This window comes from Stenotrophomonas sp. YJH_SMC_6 (genome assembly GCF_059371335.1).
Map to the genome: position 1 here is coordinate 1 of NZ_JCAFUM010000002.1, position 16899 is coordinate 16899.

A 16899-nucleotide genomic window follows, 5' to 3' on the forward strand; every position below is an offset into this window, starting at 1 on the left:
CTTGTCCCCGACCTGGATTCGCGCTTCGGGTAGTGCCGGCCGCTGGCCGGCAACCTCTTTGAACCAGGCATCGAGAGCAGCCGGCCAGCGGCCGGCTCTACCAGGGCTTGTCCCCGACCTGGGTTGGCGCTTCGGGTAGTGCCGGCCGCTGGCCGGCAACCTCATTGAACCGGGCATCGAGAGCAGCCGGCCAGCGGCCGGCTCTACCAGGGCTTGTCCCCGACCTGGGTTTGCGCTTCGGGTAGTGCCGGCCGCTGGCCGGCAACCTCATTGAATCCAGCATCGAGAGCAGCCGGCCAGCGGTCGGCTCTACCAGGGCTTTTCCCCGACCTGGATTCGCGCTTCGGGTAGTGCCGGCCGCTGGCCGGCAACCCCTTTGAGCCAGGCATCGAGAGCAGCCGGCCAGCGGCCGGCTCTACCAGGGCTTGTCCCCGACCTGGGTTCGCGCTTCGGGTAGTGCCGGCCGCTGGCCGGCAACCCCATTGAACCGGGCATCGAGAGCAGCCGGCCAGCGGCCGGCTCTACCAGGGCTTGTCCCCGACCTGGATTCGCGCTTCGGGTAGTGCCGGCCGCTGGCCGGCAACCTCTTTGAACCAGGCATCGAGAGCAGCCGGCCAGCGGCCGGCTCTACCAGGGCTTGTCCCCGACCGGGTTCGCGCTTCGGGTAGTGCCGGCCGCTGGCCGGCAACCTCCTTGAACCAGGCATCGAGAGCAGCCGGCAGCGGCCGGCTCTACCAGACGGGATCGTTACCGCAGCGGGCGATCCTCGCCGCCATCCCCGCTCTCGGCAGGCGCCGGACCGGCGTTGCTGCGACGCTGCTCCTCATAGGTGCGGAACGCCTGGTGGATGTGCTTGCGGAGCTCATCGTCGTTCCACGGCTTGGTCAGGAAGCGATAGATCGCACCACGGTTGATCGCGTCGGTCACCGTGTTCAGATCGGTGTAGCCGGACAGCACCAGCCGGATCGTGTCCGGGTACAGCATCTTCACCCGGCCCAGGAACTCGGTGCCGCTCATGTCGCTCATGCGCTGGTCGGACAGGATCACCTGCACGTCGTTGATCGCTAGCAGATCGAACGCATCGCGCACGTTGCCGGCGGCCAGAATGCGGTAGCCATCGCGGCGGAACAGGCGCACCAGCGAGCGCAGCACGTTCTCCTCGTCGTCCAGCAGCAGCAGTGTGCGGTCCGGGCGGGTCTCGGCGAAGGCTTCCGGGCGCAGGTAGCGGCGGCGCAGGGTCATGCCGGCGGCATCGGCCGACATCGGTTCGCCGAACAGGTAGCCCTGGAATACATCGCAATCGTTGCGGCGCAGGAAGCCCAGCTGCGCCTGCGATTCCACGCCGTTTGCAATGACCGTCATGCCCAGCTGGTGGCCCATGGCGATGATCGCGCGTGCGATGGCCGCCTCGCGGTTGCCGGCTGGTGCACTCTTGATGAAACTGCGGTCGATCTTCAGCTTGTCCACCGGGTAACGCACCAGCGCACTGAGGCTGGAATCGCCGGTGCCGAAGTTGTCCAGGCTCAGGCTGATGCCTTCGTTGCGCAGGTTGGCCAATGTCTCGTGCACGAAATTGACATTGTTGGTCAGCGCGCTTTCGTTGATCTCCAGCGTCAGCATCTGTGCCGGCACGCCCGCGGCCTGGATCAGGCCCATCACTTCAGCGAAGAAGTTCGGCCGCAGCAGCTGCAGGGTGGAGACATTCACGGCAATGGTGAAGTCGTCGAAGCCCTGGTCGCGCCACAGGCGGGCCTGCTTGAGCGCGCCTTCCAGCACCCAGGTGCCGATCTGCACGATGATGCCCAGCCGCTCGGCGGTGCGCATGAAGCGCTCCGGCACCAGCATGCCCAGCGTGGGGGACTGCCAGCGCAGCAGCGCCTCCATGCCCACAACATGGCCGTCGCGGGCACTGACCAGCGGCTGGTAGCGAAGCTTCAGCTCGCCGTTGGGGATCGCGTCGACGATCTGGCGCGCGATGATGCTCTCGCTGTGCGCGCTCGGCGGGGTATCCACTGCATGGATGCGCACCGCGTTTCCACCTTCGCGGGCCGCCTGGTACAGCGCATCCTCGGCGTGGTCGAGCAGTCGCGAGGCGTTACTGGCGTGTTCCGGGCACAGGCTCACCCCCAGCTTGCCAGTCATGAACAGCGTGTACGGCAGCACCGACAGGGGCAACTCCATCTGTTGCCGGATCTCCTCGGCGAAGTCCTCCGGCAGCGGCACGTCGGCGTTGCGCGGGACCGCGATCAGGAACTCGTCGCTGCCATGCCGCCACAGTTTGCCGCGACCGCGCAGGTAGGACTGCAGCCGCTGCGCCACCAGCACCAGCGCCTGGTCACCCACCTCGGCGCTCATGTTCTCGTTGACTGAAGCGAAGTGGTCGATGTCCACGTGCATCAGCATCAGCGCGGTGCCGCCGGAGGCCGCTTCGGCGACCATCGCCTGCAGCTCGGGGTTGCCGGCACCGAGGCGATCGGGTGCATCATCGATGCTGACCGGCGGCTGGTTGGGATTCCACATAGGCTCAGTATTCCGGTGACTCAACGGCGGCCATGCTGGCCGCCTGGTAGGGGAGGTGAACGTCGATCAGGGTGCCTTCGCCATGTGCGGATTCGATGCGCACATGGCCGCCGACACTCTGCGCGCGCTCGCGCATCACGATCAGGCCCAGGCCGCGCGGGCCGTCCGGGTCGAAACCTTCGCCGTCGTCGCGGATCTGCAGGTGCAGGCTGCGCTTGCCGATGTCGCGCAGCTGCAGGTGTACCTGGCTCGCGCGCGCGTGCCGCAGCACGTTGGTCAGGCTCTCCTGTGCGATGCGGAAGCAGGCCTGTTCGATGCTGTTGTCGGGGCGATGCGGCAGGGGCTCGATCTCGGCCAGCAGCTCCACCTGCGAAGAACGGAACAGCACCCGTGCCTGCCAGCTGAGGGCCGCTTCCAGGCCCAGCGCGTCCAGCTGCGGAGGGCGCAGCAGGGTGGAGATGTCGCGCAGCTTGGCTACCGTGGTGTCGGCCAGGCTGACGATCTGTGCCAGGTCCTCGGCGCGGCGTTGCGGATCGTGCTCGTCCTGCGCGGCATGGGCGGACAATTTGATCGCCGTGATCGCCTGGCCGATGTCGTCGTGCAGATCGCGCGAGATCGCGCGGCGCTCGTCTTCCTGCAGGGAGAACAGGCGGCCGGCCATCGCCTGCAGTTCGCGGTTGCTGGTTTCCAGTGCACTGCGCGTCCGTTCGGAATCACTGAGGTCGCGCACGATCAGCAGCTTGCAGTCGCGGCCACCATAGCGAACCTCGCCCACCGCCAGGCCGGCATGGAAGCTGCGGCCGTCGGCGCGCTGCATGGCCACCACGCTGCTGTGGCCGGGGCCCAGGTGTGGCTGCCCTGCACGCAGCTGGCCGCGGACGCGGGCCAGATCACCGGCAGCGACCAGCGCCGACAGCGGCTCACCCAGCAGGGTATGGCTGCCATAGCCGAACAGGCTGGCCGCCCAGGCGTTGGTGTACAGCACGTGCTCGTCGGAGAGGATCACCACGCCATCGGGCAGCACCCGCACCAGTTCGCGGAACTGCTCCTCGCGCTCGCGTAGCAGGCGCCGCGATTGCTCCCGCTCGGTCACGTCCTGCAGGGTGCCCAGCACGCGGCTGCGGCCGGACTCATCGACACCACTGGCGGCACGCAGGTGCACCATCAGGGCGCGTCCGTCCATCGACAGCAGGGGCAGCAGTACGTCCACCTGCACCGGATCACCCGAGCAGAGGTCGGCCAGCAGCTGTTCGGTCTGGGTGGCGGTGGCAGGGTCGGCGGGAACCAGCAGCTCGTCGAAGCGGTGCCAGCGGCGGGCTTCCGGCGGCCGGCGGCCAAGCAGTCGGTAGACCTGGTTGGAATAGCGGCCCATGCCGGTGGACGGGTCCAGTTCCCAGGCGCCGATGCGCGCCAGTTCGTGGGCTTCTTCCACCCGCGCAAGCGCCTGGTCACGGCGCAGCTGGGCCAGGTCTTCGGCAGTGCGGTCGATGGCAATCAACAAGCGGGCGTTGTGGCCGTCATAGCTGATGGCGTTGGAGCGCAGTTCCATCTGCCGCAGCGAACCGTCACGCAGCTGCAGCTGGGTACGCAGGATGCACAGTTCCTCCGGCGCCTCGCGGATCGCCTCCAGCTTGGTCTGCAGCGCCTGGTCCTGGCCTGGCGGCCACAACGCGTCGATGGTCTGCTCCAGCAGTTCGTCACGCTCCCAGCCGAAGGCGATACAGGCAGCCGGATTCGCATCGAGGATCGCCAGCGTGTCCAGGTCGTAGACCAGGATCGGGCCGGGGTTGCCCTCGAACATCTGCCGCAGGCGCAGCTCCGAGGCCTGCTGGCGCGCATGGGTGTGCAGCACATGCTCGGCCAGCGGCCGCAACAGCAGATACAGCAGGCCGGCACTGGCCAGTGCGAAGAACGAGCCCTTCACGCTCTGCCACATCGCCGCCTGCTGCGGATCCGGCACCAGCGCCTGCACGGCACTGTCGGAAGCGATCATCCAGGCCAATGCCATCACCAGGTAGCTCAGGACCACCCGTCGCCGGTCGCGGCTCAGCGCCTGCGCCATCCGCGGATCGGGTACAAGGGCGGTGCCGGTCGGTTCTGCAGGCATGGACGGGCTGGTTGAAAGGGGCGCCGGCCATCTTACCGCGCAGGTGCGCCCAGACCACTCAATTATCCGCCGCAGGCGCCGTTAACCACTGCGTGCCCCGCTGACGGGCGTGTCATCCGGAGCAAGATCGCGTGGACCAAGGGATCATCGCCAGCCTGCTGCAGCACCCGCTTGCGTCGGCGCTGGTCATCGTCGACCGCACGGGTCGCCCGCTGGCGGCCAATCCGGCTGCGCGCGAGCATGGCCTGCCGGCCACCGTGGCTGCGTATGCGCCGATGCTGGAAGATCTACGCCTGATGGCTGCCGATGGCGGCATCGTGGCCTGCACGCTGCCGGGTGGCCCGCACGGGCACTACGATGGCCACCTGCGCGCCGTGCACGATGGCGCCGGCAACCTGCTGGCCTTCACGCTGAGCATTCCCGAACCGGTGCCGCTCGGCGGCGGTGGGCGCTGGGAGCTGGCGCTGGACAGTGCCGGCCACAGCCTGTGGGACTGGGACATTCCCAGTGACCGTGTGGTGCGCACCCCGGCAGTGGGCGATGAAACCGCCACCGAGATGCTGGCCCGCGTGCACGGCGAGGACATCGCCCAGGTGCGGGCCGCACTGGAAGAGCATCTGCGTGGCTTGAGCGAGCAGTACAGCGCGCAGTTCCGTTTCCGCCAGGCCGATGGCCAGTGGCGCTGGGTACTGGACCGGGGCCGCGTGGTCGCGCGCACCGCCGATGGCCAGCCGCTGCGCATGGTCGGTACCCATACCGATATCGAACAGCAGAAGCAGCTGGAAGGGCTGCTGCAGGAACAGCAGCTGCACCTGAGCGAGGCCCAGCGCATCGCCAGCATGGGCAGCTGGTCGTTCGACCCCAACAGTGGTCATTTCTGGTGGTCGCCGGAGCTGCGTTCGATGCTTGCGCTGGAGCAGGGCGCCGTACCCGGCCAGCGGCGCTGGCTGAAGCAGCTGCACCCACGTTCACGTGGCGCATTGCGTGCGGCGTGGCGGCGGTTGTGGCGCGATGGCCGTGCCGCCAATCTCGAACTGGAACTGACCCGGGGCAATGAGCCGTCGCAGCACCTGCGGCTGTGGATGCAGCCGTTGCTGGACATGGACGGACAGCCCAAGCGACTGCTCGGACAGGTGCAGAACATCACCGAGCAGCACCAGACCGACGCGTTGATCCGCTGGCGCACCGAGTTGCTCAACCGCGTCTCCGCGCTGGGCCGCATCGGCGGCTGCGAGATCGAGGTGAAGACCCGGCACATGCAGTGGACCGAGGAGTGCTATCGCATTCACGGCCTGCGCAAGGAACCGATCACCCTCGACCAGGCGCTGGCGTTGTACACCGAGGACTCACGCAATGCCTTCGAAGCGGCGTTGGCGCGCATCGCCAACGGCGGGCTGCCCGAGCAGCTGGACCTGTGCTTCTACCGCCAGTCCGGCCTGCGCGTCTGGGTGCAGGTGCTGATCGAGCTGGACCGCCGTGACGGCCTGCCGCCGCGCTTCGTGGTGCTGTTCCGTGACATCACCCGCGAGCGCGAAGCCAACGAGCGCATCGAACTGCTGGCCCACTACGATCTGCTGACCGGCCTGCCCAATCGCGTGCTGCTCGGCGAGCAGACGGCAGAGGCCATCGAAGAAGCACGTGACCGTGGCACATCGCTGGCGATGCTGTTCATCGACCTGGATGGCTTCAAGACCATCAACGACAGCTTCGGCCACGCCACCGGTGATGCGCTGCTGAAGGCCGCTGCGACGCGCCTGCACCAGAACCTGCGCAACAACGACCTGTTCGGCCGCTTCAGTGGTGATGAATTCATCGTGGTACTGCGCGACCTGGCCGAGCCGGAAGACGCCGGCCACGTCGCGCGCAAGCTGATCGCTTCGCTGGCCGAGCCGCTGCGTCGTGGCGAGACCACGTTGAAGGTCGGCGCCAGCGTCGGCATCGCGATGCTGGGCGATGCACAGACCGATTTCGATTCATTGCTGCGTGCCGCCGATGCCGCGATGTACGCGGCCAAGGAAGCGGGGCGCAACACCTACCAGTACTACAGCCAGGACGCATTGGCCCGCATCCAGCGCAAGCTGGAGCTGGAGCATGCCCTGCACGGCGCCATCGAGCGCGAAGAGTTCAGCCTGGCCTACCAGCCGCTGCTGCACGCCCACCACGGCGAGCCGCCGGCGATCGAGGCACTGTTGCGCTGGCACCGCCCCGGGATCGGCTACTGCAGCCCGGCCGAGTTCATCCCCATTGCCGAAAAATGCGGCGAGATCGTGCGGATCGGCGACTGGGTGCTGAATGAGGCCTGCCGCCAGGCAACCGCCTGGGACCGTGCCGGTCTGCGTTTCGACCGCATTGCGGTGAATGTTTCTGCGGTACAGCTGCGAGACCGCGGCTTTGCCGAGCGTGTGATCGAAATCTGCCACGCCCATGGCTGGCCACCGCAGCGGCTGGAGCTGGAACTGACCGAGTCGGCGTTGATCCGTGACACCGACATCCTGCGCCATTGCTTCGACGTGCTGGAACGGCACGGCGTGCCGCTGGCGGTGGATGACTTCGGTACCGGCTTCTCCAATCTCAACTACCTCAACCGCTTCCCGGTGGGGCGCCTGAAGATCGACCGCAGTTTCGTGCAGGGCATGCTGCACGATTCGGGTACGGCCGAAGTGACCCAGGCCATCGTGCACCTGGGCCACGCGTTGGGCATGAAGGTGGTGGCCGAGGGCGTGGAAACGCACCAGGAAGAAGACATGCTGCGCCGCCAGGGCTGCGACGAGATCCAGGGCTACCTGTACTCGCGACCGCTAAGCCCGCGCGACCTGGCGCAGTGGCTGCGCCAGCCACAGCCGGTTTCGCTGCGCACCGATGCCAGTGGGGAAGTGATGCTGGTGCGGTGATCAGCTGCACTGGTTGGAACTGACCCTGGCTGCTGTGCCTATCCACGCATGGCGTGGATCTACCGCAACCCGCTTTGGTGGGGGCCGACCGTTGGTCGGCACGGATGCCTGTGCCTCTCGATCATCCACGCATGGCGTGGATCTACCTCGGAAAATCCGCCCTCAGCTGCACGCGCAGCGCTTCTACAATGGCCGCATAGCGCCGCTTCTGGACCAGATAGCTGGCCAGGAACAGCGGAAGCACCAGCAGCATCGGCGCCACCACCGGGCGCATCGCCACCAGTGGCAACAGCAACAGCGACAGGATCGCCACGAACCAGCTGCACAGGCCGATCACCCGCACTTCGTGCCGTCGCGCGTTGAGTACGATGCGACCGCGCATCACCGGGAAGTAGCGCAGGCCGAAGCTTGGCGCGAAGCTCTCGCGGAACGCCATGCTGCCATCGGGCAGCGCATGGAAGGCCAATTGCAGCCATCTGTCCTGCGGCAGGTCACGTTCCAGGCTGCCCAGCGAGAGCCGGGCCTGCATGGCCGGTGACGCCGCGATGCGTTCGTTGAACAGGGTGATGCCCCAACTGAAATAACCGGCCACCCAGGCCATCAGAAGGACGGTCTCGATCAGCAGGAGTGCGATCAGGGTGATGGCCATCGGTCTTCCATGAACGGGATCGGTGGATCATGCCACAACGATTTCGCCACCCCGGTAGATCCACGCCATGCGTGGATGTTGCGGCGAGGGCCAGACGTCACACCGGCGGATGAAAGCCGTCCACCCATGGCGTGGATCTACTTCAGCGCTTCCCCGTCCAACCCCAGGTCCCAGGCCAGTCCCAGCAGTGCCTCGTCCGCCCGCGACGGGGCGGGGCGCGCGTCCGCCAGCTGCTGCAGTTCGCGGATCTCCTCGCGTGCCACATCCTCCAGCTGCTGCAGCTGCTCACGCACGCTCGCGTTGCGCGGGCGCTCGGTATCGGTGAGAGAGGGCAGGGCGCGGATCAGGGTCATGGTGCGGGTACAGGATGCATCCAACGGCGGGTTACAGGCAAAGGCCCCGGTTGAACCGGGGCCTTGCGGGCTGCCGGCGAGGGCAGCGGACATCAGGATCAGAACAGCTCGACGGTGCCGGCGCCCATGCTCTGCTGGGCAACCGGCTTGTGCGGCGGGCGCTCCCATTCGCTGCGCAGTTCGCGCAGGCGGCTGCCGGTGCGCTGCAGGGCGGTGGCGATCTCTTCGTCGAATACGCCGCCATTGCGGTGCAGCAGTTCCTGCAGGGCCACCGCTTCGCGGTTGATCGCGGTCAGGCGGTCCAGGTGGGTGTGCACGCCGCCCAGCGCCTGGGTGGCGATGTCTTCGAACTGCAGGGCGCGCACGGCTTCGGCTACGCTGCCATCGATCGAACGGGCGCACTCGGACACTTCGCGCATGCCGTCACCCAGCGAGGCGTTGATCTGCGCGACGTTGTCGAGCATCGCCGCCGCTTCCTGGCGCGCTTCGCGGGAGCGGTCCATGTCACGCGAGGCCATGTGCGAGACCGTCTCGCGCACCTTGGCGATGGCGTCCTTGGAGCTGTGTGCCAGCTTGCGGATCTGCTCGTTGAAGGTGGTCGAGCGCTCGGACAGGTTGCGCACTTCGTCGGCGACCACCGCGAAGCCACGACCGGCTTCACCGGCACGTGCCGCTTCAATGGCAGCGTTCAGGGCCAGCAGGTTGGTCTGGTCGGCGATCGACTTGACGTCTTCCAGCAGCGCGAAGATGCCATCCAGGTGCTGCGCCATCTGGTCGATGTGCTGCACGGTGGTGCTGCTCTGGCCGCTCACCTGTTCCAGCGCTTCGACCAGCTGTTCCATACGATGGCTGGCGTGCTGGGCGAAACGGGCAACGTCGAGGCCGGCATTGCCTTCGTCACCGGCGCGGTCGACGATGCGCGACAGGGCCTGGCTCTGCTGGCGAGACTTGCGGTTCATCGCATCGAAGCTGCCACCGAGGCTGGAGACGGCCTGGCGGATCAGGTCACGGGCGCGTTCCACTTCGCCGCGCGAACCCTCGATCTCGTTGCCGACGAAATTGCGCAGTTCGGTCAGCAGCTGGTCCTGCTCACGCAGGACTCGGGCGTGTTCCGGGGAACGGTGTGCCTGGGCGCGGGTGGTCCACCACGCAAAGCCGAGCCAGCTCAGCGTCATCGTGGTCAGGATCGCCCAGCGCAGGGCGGCCGGCCATTCGAAACCGATGGCGAAGGGGAGCAGCAGGGTCAGAGCCAGGGGGGCGGCCAGACGGATGAAAATGCGTGAGTACATGGACGTTCTCGGGAGGTGCACGGAGGATGTATCGGCCGTACCCCCTTTCTCTTTAACGTCGATGTGCCTCGAAGTGCATCCTGAATGCGCCGGTTTTCCGGCGCCTTGGCGGCTTCGGGGTCAGAGCCCTTTCCGTGCCGGAAAGGGATCCGACCCCACACCCTCAGGCCAGCTGCCGGTCCACGGCCTCGATCATCGCCTTGCGGCTGAACAGGAAGTCCCAGTAGCTGCCGCCCAGCTGCCGCCACAGCACCGCAGCGCGCACCGCGGCCAGCAGCAGGGCGCGGATCTCGGCCACCACGCCAGCCTGGCCCAGGTAGTGCGGGTTGCCCTGCACCATGACCCGCGGCTTGAGGTGGCTGATGGTGTCGGCGTAAAGGCCTCCCAGGTTGGCCAGCACGTCCGGGTGGCCGCTGTCGCCCAGTTCGGTGGCCTGGCGCTGGGCGCGCTCGATGCCCGAGGCGACCTTGTTCACGGTGGCGCCATCCTGAACGAAGCGACGCTCCAGCTGCAGCACCGACAGGGCCAGCTTGGGCAGGATCGGGTCCTGGCCCTGGCTGCGGAAGTAGTTGTGCAGCAGGCGCAGGCCGGACTTCAGTGCATGGCGGTCACCGAACACCTCCTGCGGCGAGGACGCATCGACACGGAACACGCTGTCCACGGCGGTGCGCACGGCGGCGGCGTCGGAATGGCCGGTATCGGCGATACGGCGTACCTGCTGCAGGGCCTGGGCAATGCCGGCCAGGGCCAGGACGCGGTCGTCGACAGTGAAACTCATGCAGCGATTACCTCAAAAGGGGAAGGGGTGGTGCGCAGGCGCTGCTCCAGCGGCGCATCGGTGGCGGCGATCACCGCGCCACCCAGGCACACGTCACCGTCATACAGCACCAGCGATTGACCGGGGGTAACGGCGCGCTGCGGGCGCGCGAAGGTGACCAGCACGCTGCCATCGTCCAGCACCTGGACCGTACACGGCTCATCGGGCTGGCGGTAGCGGGTCTGGGCGGTGCATTCGAAGCGCCGTGCCGGCGGCGAACCGGCGATCCAGTGCGCGGTTTCCGAGCGCAGGCGCTCGGACAGCATCCACTTGCTGTCACGGTCCTGGTCCACGTACAGCACGTTGCTGGCCACGTCCTTGCCAACCACGTACCACGGCGCGGCCGGGCGGCCACGCACGCCGCCGATGTTCAGGCCCTCGCGCTGGCCCAGGGTGAAATAGAACACGCCCGGATGCTCAGCAATCACGCTGCCGTCGGCCGGGTCGAGGATCTGGCCCGGCTTGGCTGGCAGGTAGCGGCCGAGGAATTCACGGAAGTCGCGCTCGCCGATGAAGCAGATGCCGGTGGAGTCCTTCTTGGCGTGGGTCGGCAGGCTGACGTCACGCGCGATCCGGCGCAGGTCGGTCTTTTCCAGGTCGCCGATCGGGAACAGGGTGGCCGCCAGCTGCTCCTGGCCCAGCTGGTGCAGGAAATAGCTCTGGTCCTTGGAACGGTCGGCGCCGCGCAGCAGCAGCCACTGGTGGCCGCGCTGGGTCACCCGTGCATAGTGGCCGGTGGCGATGCGTTCGGCGCCCAGCTCGCGGGCGGCATCCAGGAAGTGCTTGAACTTCACTTCGCGGTTGCACAATACGTCCGGGTTCGGGGTGCGGCCGGCCGCGTACTCGGCCAGGAAGTGCTCGAACACGCCCTGCCAGTACTCGCTGGAGAAGTCGCGGAAGTGGAACGGGATGCCGAGCAGGCCGCAGACGGCCACCGCATCGCGGCGGTCGTCCTCGGCGCGGCAGTCGCCGCTGCCATCGTCGGCCCAGTTCTGCATGAACAGGCCGGCCACGGCTTCGCCCTGCTGTACCAGGCGCCAGGCGGCGACCGAAGAGTCGACACCTCCGGAGACGCCCACCATCACGCGCGGAGTGCTCATGCGACCTCCCGGACCAGCGAAAGCGGATGGCGCTGGCCACCCAGGTAATCAGCCACCACCTGCCAGACCAGCGGGCTGCGCTGGCGCTCGCCGGCGGCCTGCAGTTCGGCCGGGGTCAGCCACAGCGCGCGGTCGATGCCGGTGTCCAGTGGCTGCGCCGGGTCGTGCGAGACCGGGCGCGCCGCGTAGCAGAAGCGCAGGAAGGCGGTGCCGTCGCCGGCAGTCCACTGGTAGCAGCCGATGAAATGGGTCAGCTGCACCGTCCAGCCGGTTTCCTCGCGGGTCTCGCGCAGGGCTGCCTCGGCCAGGCTTTCGCCCGGCTCGAGGTGGCCGGCCGGCTGGTTCAGCACCTGCCGGCCATCGATGGTCTCTTCAACCAGCAACACGCGGCCGCCGTCGACCACCACCGTGGCGACGGTGGCGTGCGGTGCCCAGCGCGGGTCCGGCGTGGCGTTCAACTCAGAACTCGTCCTTCTTGGTCAGTTCCAGCTCCATGGCGTCGGCGGTGCGGATGGCCGCATCGATGGCGTCGCTGAGCTGGTCGGCAGTGGCATCGGCGTCGATCTTGACCACGAACATGGCGGTGGTGTCCTGCTTTACCCAGCCGCCCATCTTGGCATCCTGCGAATCTTCCAGCAGGCGGTTGGCCACGGCCACCGGGAACTGCTTGGTCTTCGCGTTGTAGGCCGGCGACCAGATCTCGCGGATGTTGTGGGTACCGAAATCTTCCACCGACGAACGCACGTAGACCATCTGGGTGCGGTCACCCTCGACGTCGAAGACCATGCGGTAGTCGCCGTCCTCATCGACTTCGTAGGTGTAGCCCAGCTTGTCCAGATGGCGGGCCACGGCCTTGTCGGCGTCTGCGGCGGCAGCGGAGCCGGTGGCAGCCAGAGCGATCAGGAGGGCGGGGAGAAGGGTCCTTTTCATGAAGATCCTGTGAAACAGTGTTGAGAGAGGGTGCAATTGTGACGGTGGGCGTGCGTGCCGTCCAATCCGCGGCAGGCCGACGCAGGCGCGCCCGAGCCTCTATAATGGCCCGATGCCCCATGAGTCTTCCCCCGATTCCCAGCACGAGCACGGCGTCGCCGTAGAGGCCGCGCGCCCGGAAGTGGCGCCGCCGCCGTTCTACCAGGTGATGCTGCTCAATGACGACTACACCCCGATGGATTTCGTGGTGGATGTGCTGCAGCAGTTCTTCAGCATGGACCTGGACAAGGCCACGCAGGTGATGCTGCACGTCCATACCCGCGGCCGCGGCGTGTGCGGGGTGTTCACCCGCGAAGTGGCCGAGACCAAGGTCGCCCAGGTCAACGAGTACTCGCGGATGAACCAGCACCCGCTGCTGTGCACGATGGAAAAGGCCTGACCGGCTGCTGATTCTCGTCCGGGCACATCGATCCCGGATGGGTGTGCCCTCCAAGGTGGGCACCTACCAAGCGCGGGTCTCACCTCTCCGCCAGCGCCTCCAGGGCCATCCGGGCGACTGTCTCGTCGATATCGGCCGGGTCGCCGTCATCCCTGAACCACGCTGCCGACAGCGCAGTGCTGGCCGCGATCCAGCGCAGCAGGCGTGTGCGTTCCAGTTCGGCCAGCGCACAGACCTGCTCAAGGCGGATCGCAAACCGCTCGGGCCGCGTCGCAACGTGGATGCCCGGACCACAGAGGTCCGGGTTGCTGAACATCGTCGTGTAATCGAACGCACGGTCCCCCAGCAGTCGCTTCGGGTCGATCGCCAACCAGCCGCGCGGGCCGAAATCCAGCACATTGTCATGATGCAGGTCGCCGTGCAGCGGCCGGATCTCCTGTTCATCACGCAGCAGCCCCTCCGCCAGTGATCTGCACTGTTCCAGCAGTGGCGGCAGCACAGCCCTTGGCTGCAGCAGGTCGGCGAACCATGTACGCAGGCAGACCAGTTCCGCTGGCGGCGCGCTCCGTGGCCGGTGCAGCCGCTGCAGGACCTGGCACAGGATCGCGGTGCAGGCGTCATCGTCGCCCTCGATCGAGCGTTGCCGCAGCGAGTCACCGCGGGCACGCTCGATCAGGATCGCAGGCCCCTCGTGGGCCAGCAGGCGGGCGGCGCCATCGCCGTTCCACCAGCGTAGCAGGCGATGGCTGTTCTGCTCCTCGGTCTCGCTGCTGATCTTCAGCATCGCTGGCTCGTCCGTAGCGGTCAGCACCGGCCAGAGCCGGGCGTGGGGCGTACGGAGGGCCGGGCCATCACGCCGCAATCGCCAGCGGCTCAGGTAGGGTTCGCTCATGCTGGGTGGGCTGTCCTGGAGTGAATGAAGATCAAGCGATCTGTACTGCTAACGCCATCTGAACGCAGCAATCCGCTAGGGTGATGGAAATCGCGTAGTCAGGCCGCATATTGTCCCCATCTGCCGCCGGAGTAATCCATGTTCAGCAAAGACCTCGAACACACCATCGGCCAGTGCTACAAGCGCGCCCGTGAGGCCCGGCATGAGTTCATGACGGTCGAACACCTGCTGCTGGCACTGCTCGACAACCCGTCAGCCCAGGCCGTACTGAAGGCCTGTGGTGCCGATGCCGACCGCCTGCGCCAGGAGCTGGAGCAGGCCATCGAGGCCTCCGTGTCCCGCCTGGCGGAAGACGATGGCCGCGACACCCAGCCGACCCTGGGCTTCCAGCGTGTGCTGCAGCGGGCCGTGTACCACGTGCAGTCCTCGGGCAAGAAGGAGGTCACCGGCGCCAATGTGCTGGTCGCCATCTTCGGCGAAAAGGACTCCCACGCCGTCTATTACCTCAACCAGCAGGATGTGACCCGGCTGGATGTGGTCAATTACCTGTCCCATGGCATCGCCAAGCTGGGCGATGAAGGCGAGCAGTCGTCTTCGTCCCCGGAGGGCGAGAGCCGCATGGAAGGCGGGGAGGGCGAGCCCAAGGGGGATGCCCTGACCGAATTCGCCAGCAACCTCAACGACCAGGCGCGGGCAGGTCGCATCGACCCGCTGGTCGGCCGTGCCGACGAGATCGAGCGCACCATCCAGGTCCTGTGCCGCCGCCGCAAGAACAACCCGCTGTACGTCGGTGAGGCGGGCGTAGGCAAGACGGCCATCGCCGAGGGCCTGGCCCGCCGCATCATCGAAGGCTCGGTGCCCGACGTGCTGGCCGACGCGGTGATCTACTCGCTCGACCTGGGCGCACTGGTGGCTGGTACCAAGTACCGTGGCGACTTCGAGAAGCGCCTGAAGAGCGTGCTGACGGCACTGAAGAAGGTGCCCAACGCGGTGCTGTTCATCGACGAGATCCACACCATCATCGGTGCCGGTTCGGCGTCGGGCGGCACCATGGATGCGTCCAACCTGATCAAGCCGGCGCTGGCGTCGGGCGAGCTGCGCTGCATCGGCTCGACCACGTTCCAGGAATACCGCGGCATCTTCGAGAAGGACCGCGCGCTGGCGCGCCGCTTCCAGAAGATCGACATCGTCGAGCCGACGGTGGGCGAGACCTACGAGATCCTGCAGGGCCTGAAGTCCAAGTACGAGCTGCATCACGGTGTGACCTACTCCGACGAGGCCCTGCAGGCCGCAGTGGACCTGTCGGTGAAGCACATCGGCGACCGCCTGCTGCCGGACAAGGCCATCGACGTGATCGACGAGGCCGGTGCCCGCCAGCGCCTGCTGCCCGAGGAGCAGCGCAAGGAGCTGATCGACGTCGAGGAGGTCGAGGCGATCGTGGCCAAGATGGCGCGGATCCCGGCCAAGCAGGTCAGTGCCACCGACAAGGATGTGCTGCAGCACCTGGAGCGCAACCTGAAGATGGTGATTTTCGGCCAGGACCCGGCCATCGAGACGCTGTCCTCGGCGATCAAGCTGGCCCGTTCGGGCCTGGGCAACCCGGAAAAGCCGATCGGCAATTTCCTGTTCGCCGGCCCGACCGGCGTCGGCAAGACCGAAGTGACCAAGCAGCTGGCGTTGCAGCTGGGCATCGAGCTGGTCCGCTTCGACATGTCCGAGTACATGGAGCCGCATTCGATCAGCCGCCTGATCGGCGCGCCTCCGGGCTACGTCGGTTTCGACCAGGGCGGCCTGCTGACCGAGAAGATCGTCAAGACGCCGCATTGCGTGCTGCTGCTGGATGAGATCGAGAAGGCGCATCCGGACATCTTCAACATCCTGTTGCAGGTGATGGACCGCGGTGTGCTGACCGATACCAACGGTCGCGAAGCGAACTTCAAGAACGTGGTGCTGGTGATGACCACCAATGCCGGCGCCGCGCAGGCCTCGCGGCGGTCGATCGGCTTCACCAAGCAGGACCATGCCACCGACGCGATGGAGACCATCCGCCGCAGCTTCACCCCGGAATTCCGCAACCGTCTTGACGCGGTGGTGCAGTTCCAGGCGCTGGGCTTCGAGCACATCCTGCGCGTGGTCGACAAGTTCCTGATCGAGCTGGAGATGCTGCTGCAGGACAAGCACGTCAGCCTGTCGGCCACCCCGACCGCGCGCGACTGGCTGGCCCACCATGGTTTCGACCCGCTGATGGGTGCCCGTCCGATGGCCCGCGTGATCCAGGACAAGATCAAGCGTCCGCTGGCCGACGAGCTGCTGTTCGGCAAGCTGGTCAACGGCGGCAAGGTCAGCATCGACGTGCGCGACGACGAGCTGGTGGTCGAGACCCAGGCCGAGCCGGAGCGGCTGCTGCCGGTCACGGTGGAATGAGCTGACGCCGCAGGCTTGGCGTGAAAGACTGGAAATGACAAGGGCGGCTTCGGCCGCCCTTGTCGCATGCACTGCAACTCAACGCCCCTGCTGCGCCAGCCGCCTGAAGGTCGCCGCATCGATCGGTTCGATCCGGGTCACGGTGCAGTGATTGCTGTCGGTTTTCAGTGTGCTGCGGGCATCGCCGCAGATCCGTTCAGGGGTACTGGGCGTGAAGAAGACATAGCTGGCCGAGGCGGCAGCGCCCAGGCAGCGCTTCTGCAGGTGCACCCGATAGTGGTTGTCACCGTCGCGCAGCAACACCTCGCGTTCCGTGCTGGAGGGGCGGATATCGCGATTGGCGATGAGGGCAATGCACTCGGACGCGTTGGAGGGCTTGCTGGGTTCAGCGGCGAATGCCGCCAGGGGGAGGCTGACCAGCAGAACTGCCGGCAGCAGGACGTGCGGGAGCAGGGCGTTCATGATCGGGAGGGGGTGGCGATCCGGAC

General features: G+C 67.0%; 14 protein-coding genes. 3 read left to right on the plus strand and 11 right to left on the minus strand.

The features are described from left to right. Positions 1 to 747: 747 nt before the first annotated feature. Positions 748 to 2520, minus strand: a complete 1773-nt coding sequence (locus AC5P9N_RS01810) for an EAL domain-containing protein (protein ID WP_005409582.1) — start codon at positions 2518 to 2520, stop codon at positions 748 to 750. Between the two features lie 4 nt (positions 2521 to 2524). Beyond that, on the minus strand, positions 2525 to 4627 hold the full coding sequence (locus tag AC5P9N_RS01815) for a sensor histidine kinase (RefSeq protein WP_088428725.1): 2103 nt from the start codon (positions 4625 to 4627) through the stop codon (positions 2525 to 2527). A 131-nt stretch (positions 4628 to 4758) separates the two neighbouring features. Here AC5P9N_RS01815 and AC5P9N_RS01820 point away from each other — a divergent pair, with 131 nt between their 5' ends. Next, positions 4759 to 7518 carry a bifunctional diguanylate cyclase/phosphodiesterase gene (locus AC5P9N_RS01820; protein ID WP_005409584.1) on the plus strand — a complete coding sequence of 920 codons (2760 nt, stop codon included), beginning with the start codon at positions 4759 to 4761 and terminating at the stop codon, positions 7516 to 7518. A 142-nt stretch (positions 7519 to 7660) separates the two neighbouring features. On the opposite strand, the gene AC5P9N_RS01825 is transcribed toward AC5P9N_RS01820, so the two are convergent. The 7 genes from AC5P9N_RS01825 to AC5P9N_RS01855 all read right to left on the minus strand — a co-directional run bounded on the left by AC5P9N_RS01825 (position 7661) and on the right by AC5P9N_RS01855 (position 12656). After that, the gene (locus AC5P9N_RS01825; protein WP_005413277.1) at positions 7661 to 8167 is read right to left on the minus strand and encodes a hypothetical protein; all 507 of its coding nucleotides are present in this window, start codon (positions 8165 to 8167) and stop codon (positions 7661 to 7663) included. A gap of 137 nt (positions 8168 to 8304) precedes the next feature. Beyond that, positions 8305 to 8520, minus strand: coding sequence for a hypothetical protein (locus AC5P9N_RS01830; protein ID WP_032966708.1), 216 nt, complete (start codon positions 8518 to 8520; stop codon positions 8305 to 8307). A gap of 98 nt (positions 8521 to 8618) precedes the next feature. After that, entirely contained in the window at positions 8619 to 9809 is a 1191-nt protein-coding gene (locus tag AC5P9N_RS01835) for a methyl-accepting chemotaxis protein (RefSeq protein WP_005409587.1), read from the minus strand. A gap of 163 nt (positions 9810 to 9972) precedes the next feature. Then, a complete protein-coding gene (gene hflD, locus AC5P9N_RS01840) occupies positions 9973 to 10587 on the minus strand; it encodes a high frequency lysogenization protein HflD (protein ID WP_005413279.1) in 615 nt (204 codons plus the stop codon). Beyond that, positions 10584 to 11726, minus strand: a complete 1143-nt coding sequence (mnmA, locus tag AC5P9N_RS01845) for a tRNA 2-thiouridine(34) synthase MnmA (protein ID WP_012480134.1) — start codon at positions 11724 to 11726, stop codon at positions 10584 to 10586. Before mnmA ends, hflD begins: the two co-directional genes overlap by 4 nt. Next, positions 11723 to 12184, minus strand: a complete 462-nt coding sequence (locus tag AC5P9N_RS01850; protein WP_005409590.1) for an NUDIX hydrolase — start codon at positions 12182 to 12184, stop codon at positions 11723 to 11725. Before AC5P9N_RS01850 ends, mnmA begins: the two co-directional genes overlap by 4 nt. A 1-nt stretch (position 12185) precedes the next feature. Then, a complete protein-coding gene (locus AC5P9N_RS01855) occupies positions 12186 to 12656 on the minus strand; it encodes a hypothetical protein (RefSeq protein WP_005409591.1) in 471 nt (156 codons plus the stop codon). 112 nt (positions 12657 to 12768) lie between these two features. Between AC5P9N_RS01855 and clpS the strand changes: the two genes are divergently transcribed. Beyond that, positions 12769 to 13095 (plus strand): ATP-dependent Clp protease adapter ClpS, encoded by a 327-nt coding sequence (gene clpS / locus AC5P9N_RS01860; protein ID WP_005409592.1) that lies wholly within the window; start codon positions 12769 to 12771, stop codon positions 13093 to 13095. A gap of 79 nt (positions 13096 to 13174) precedes the next feature. On the opposite strand, the gene AC5P9N_RS01865 is transcribed toward clpS, so the two are convergent. Next, positions 13175 to 13987, minus strand: coding sequence for an APH(6) family putative aminoglycoside O-phosphotransferase (locus AC5P9N_RS01865; RefSeq protein ID WP_164212607.1), 813 nt, complete (start codon positions 13985 to 13987; stop codon positions 13175 to 13177). Between the two features lie 138 nt (positions 13988 to 14125). Here AC5P9N_RS01865 and clpA point away from each other — a divergent pair, with 138 nt between their 5' ends. Then, positions 14126 to 16411, plus strand: a complete 2286-nt coding sequence (gene clpA, locus AC5P9N_RS01870) for an ATP-dependent Clp protease ATP-binding subunit ClpA (RefSeq protein WP_005409594.1) — start codon at positions 14126 to 14128, stop codon at positions 16409 to 16411. A gap of 78 nt (positions 16412 to 16489) precedes the next feature. Here the strand turns inward: clpA and AC5P9N_RS01875 are convergent, their stop codons facing one another. Beyond that, positions 16490 to 16873: a hypothetical protein gene (locus AC5P9N_RS01875; RefSeq protein ID WP_164212606.1), complete on the minus strand. Its 384-nt coding sequence runs from the start codon at positions 16871 to 16873 to the stop codon at positions 16490 to 16492. Positions 16874 to 16899: the final 26 nt, after the last annotated feature.